Here is a 2,852-nt window from a genome sequence, read left to right on the forward strand (position 1 = left end):
CGGTGGCGGCACGCCCAGCGCGACGGCGGCGACGGCGGTGGCGGCCCCGGCGGCCAGCGTCACGGATATCCACTGCCTCATGGTGTTCACCCTGGTCCGACGGCCGGGCGCCCGCGCGCCGGACTAGGTCATCCGGCGGCATCCGCCCGCAGCGAGGACCCGTCCGCGTGCACCCGCTCGCGCACCAGCGGATAGCACCCGAGGCCGATGAGGACGGCAGCGAAGTGCCCCACGGCGGTGAACGTGCGGTGGTCGAGCAGCGGGGTGCCGTAGAAGGTGACGAGGGCGAGGACGTACACGGGACGCCAGTGGCGGGGGAGGCGGTACGCGAGGACGCCGATGACACCGGCCAGCGCGTAGCTGACCCCCACGTCCAGGGTGTTGACGGCGGAGTGCGGGGCCGCGCCGACGTGGATGGCGAGGGCCAGTATCCCTTCGCTCAGATACGTCGCCCCGATGTGCGCGGTGCCGATGACGGCGAGCCAGCGCCAGGTGCCGAGCCAGCGCTCGGCGGGGACGTGGACCGCGTTGTAGACGAGGAAGTAGGGCGCCCACCCGCCGCCGTCGAGCCAGAGGGCGCTGGTCAGCAGCACCCGGAAGGGCGTGTGCAGCAGATTGTGGATATTGGTGGAACGGTGTTGGAGCACGCGTTCGAGGACGTCGGGGCTGATGCGGTGCATGACCACCGACGTCACCAGCAGCACGGCCAGCCAGCAGAACGTCCCCGGCGCGCTGCGGACGTACGCCGCCACGCGCCCGACCAGGGCCCGGACGGAGGCCCGCCCGCCCGTCGTCCGGCCACGTCCCTCCGGTCCGGCGGACCGGGCCCTGTCGCACATGCGCGGAAAAGTACCAGGGCTTCCCGCGCGCGTCCGGACGGCACGAACACACCGCCCGGACGAGCGATCCCCGGTACGGGGCTGCCCTCAGACCCCCAGCGCGTCCGCCTTCACGGCGGTGACGAACCGGTCCCAGGCGCTCGCGGGGAACACCAGCGCGGGGCCGTGGGGCGCCGCCTTGGAGTCCCGGACGGGGACGACGCCGGGGAGGCCGTCGCGGACTTCGAGGCAGTTGCCGCCGTCGGGGTTGCTGTAGGTGCTCTTGCGCCAGCGGGCGGCGCCGAGGAAACCTTCGGCGACTTCCAGGCAGCTGCCGCCATCGGCGTTGCTGTAGCTGCTCTTGCGCCAAGCAGCGCCGTTCAAGTTGCGTTCATTGAGTGGCATTTCGATAGTCCTCTGCCGCTTCCTCGACCATGTCCAGGGACGCCTCAGGCGGCAGTGCGGCGGCCCTGAGCAGATCGTATGACCTCTGGTACTCCTTCACGAGTGGCGGATAGTCGATGAGTTGTCCGCTGTGATCGTTCTCGACGTACGCCGCCGTCGGAGCGTCCGGAAACGCCATGATTCGAACTTCACCGCTCATCATGAGGGGGTAGGAGGTGGCTTTTTCCGGGACGATCTGCAGAACGCTCTGCGTGGAACGGATCACGTGCAGGATGTGTTCCAGCTGGTGGGCCATCTCGTCCGGCGGAAGCATCGCCCGGCGGATGAGGGACTCGTGCAGGACGGTCCAGTACCTCACCTCACCCTCGCGCTCCCAGAGCGCGGCACGCGCGAGGCGGCCCTCGACCAGCTCGTCGACCGCCTCGGGTCGCAGCCATGGCTTCATGACCTGTACGAGTCTCCGGATGTAAGCCTCTGTTTGCAGCAGCCCGGGGATGATGCCGGGCGCCCAGTCCTCCAGGCATGAGATGAACTTCTCCATCTCCGCCACATTGACGAAGTACTCCGCCAGTCCGACCTGCCTCGCCTTCTGCGCGTCTTCGCAGCGCCGCTCGAAAAAGCCGTCCGTCCTGAGTACCTTGTCCGCGTGCTTGGCCAGATCCAGCGGCATTCGGCGCTCGCCGCGTTCGATCTGGCTGAGGAACGAGATGCCCCGGAAGCTTCCGTTCACCAGCTGTTCGAGCGTGAAGCCCGCTTTCTCCCGCTGGTAGCGCAACTCGGCCCCGTAGAAGCACGGGACACTGGTCGAGGCGTCGGGGTTCTTACGTGGAGGCACAACTCACCGCCATGATCCGCTGGTTGCCCTGCGCAACCCAAACTCCTTTCACGCTACGCCGGATCAGGCCAATCTGTGACGGGTTCATCACTCCCCGCACAGGAAGGTGCATCCGTGCAGCACGACCTTGACGCCTCCGGCGTCACCCCCGCCCCCGCCGTCACCCACGGCTCCGACGACCCGCTGGAGTGCGTGGCACACCTCCGCTGCGCGCTGGCCGCGAACGGGATCACCCTGCCGTCGCTGGGCGCCGACCTCCCGACGTACGCGAGCGACTACGCCGGGAAGCTCGTGGCGCTGGGCAACTGCAACACGGCCACCGGCTGGAAGCTGGTCGAGGTGTTGCGGCGGGCGGCCGAGCGGTGAGCGGCCCGCTCGTACTCGACGTGCTCGCGGCACCGGCGACCGTCGGCGCGATCCGCCGCACCGTCCGCCGCCACCTGGGCAGGGAGTTCCCCGAGGTGGAACTGTGCGTCAGCGAGCTGCTGAGCAACGTGGTGCTGCACGTAGGCGAAGGGGCCCCCGTGACCGTCCGCGTCACCGACACGGCCCCCGGCGTGACCCGCGTCGAGGTCACCGACCCCGACGCCCGCGTCCTCCCCGTCCTCGTACAGGCCACCGGCGACGACGAGTGCGGGCGCGGCCTCGCGATACTCGACGCCCTCTCCCTCCGCTGGGGCGCCGTCCCGCACCTCGACGGCAAGACCGTCTGGTGCGAGGTGGCGGACGCCGGGGGAGCGGCCCCGGCCGTTCCCGGCGGTGTTCCCGGTGCGTCGGCGCTGTCCCGTTAGCCT

At 69.8% G+C, this 2,852-nt stretch carries 5 protein-coding genes; 2 read left to right on the top strand and 3 right to left on the bottom strand.

What is annotated here, in order from left to right:
• Window positions 1-128: 128 nt before the first annotated feature.
• The 3 genes from AC51EU_RS29135 to AC51EU_RS29145 form a co-directional block, all read right to left on the bottom strand.
• Window positions 129-839, bottom strand: a complete 711-nt coding sequence (locus AC51EU_RS29135; protein WP_496270091.1) for a rhomboid family intramembrane serine protease — start codon at window positions 837-839, stop codon at window positions 129-131.
• A gap of 87 nt (window positions 840-926) precedes the next feature.
• Window positions 927-1,223: a DUF397 domain-containing protein gene (locus AC51EU_RS29140; protein ID WP_496270092.1), complete on the bottom strand. Its 297-nt coding sequence runs from the start codon at window positions 1,221-1,223 to the stop codon at window positions 927-929.
• On the bottom strand, window positions 1,210-2,058 hold the full coding sequence (locus AC51EU_RS29145) for a helix-turn-helix domain-containing protein (RefSeq protein WP_496270093.1): 849 nt from the start codon (window positions 2,056-2,058) through the stop codon (window positions 1,210-1,212). The genes AC51EU_RS29140 and AC51EU_RS29145 overlap by 14 nt, the downstream gene beginning before the upstream one ends.
• A gap of 114 nt (window positions 2,059-2,172) precedes the next feature.
• Here AC51EU_RS29145 and AC51EU_RS29150 point away from each other — a divergent pair, with 114 nt between their 5' ends.
• Window positions 2,173-2,424, top strand: a complete 252-nt coding sequence (locus tag AC51EU_RS29150; RefSeq protein ID WP_496270094.1) for a hypothetical protein — start codon at window positions 2,173-2,175, stop codon at window positions 2,422-2,424.
• Complete coding sequence (locus AC51EU_RS29155) at window positions 2,421-2,849, top strand: ATP-binding protein (protein WP_496270095.1); 429 nt, start codon at window positions 2,421-2,423, stop codon at window positions 2,847-2,849. Before AC51EU_RS29150 ends, AC51EU_RS29155 begins: the two co-directional genes overlap by 4 nt.
• Window positions 2,850-2,852: the final 3 nt, after the last annotated feature.

The sequence above is a fragment of the Candidatus Streptomyces philanthi genome, assembly GCF_059553635.1.

Bases quoted from the DNA above. Each gene is read 5' to 3' on its own strand.
- AC51EU_RS29140 (WP_496270092.1), bottom strand. From the start codon at position 1,223: ATGCCACTCAATGAACGCAACTTGAACGGCGCTGCTTGGCGCAAGAGC.
- AC51EU_RS29135 (WP_496270091.1), bottom strand. From the start codon at position 839: ATGTGCGACAGGGCCCGGTCCGCCGGACCGGAGGGACGTGGCCGGACG.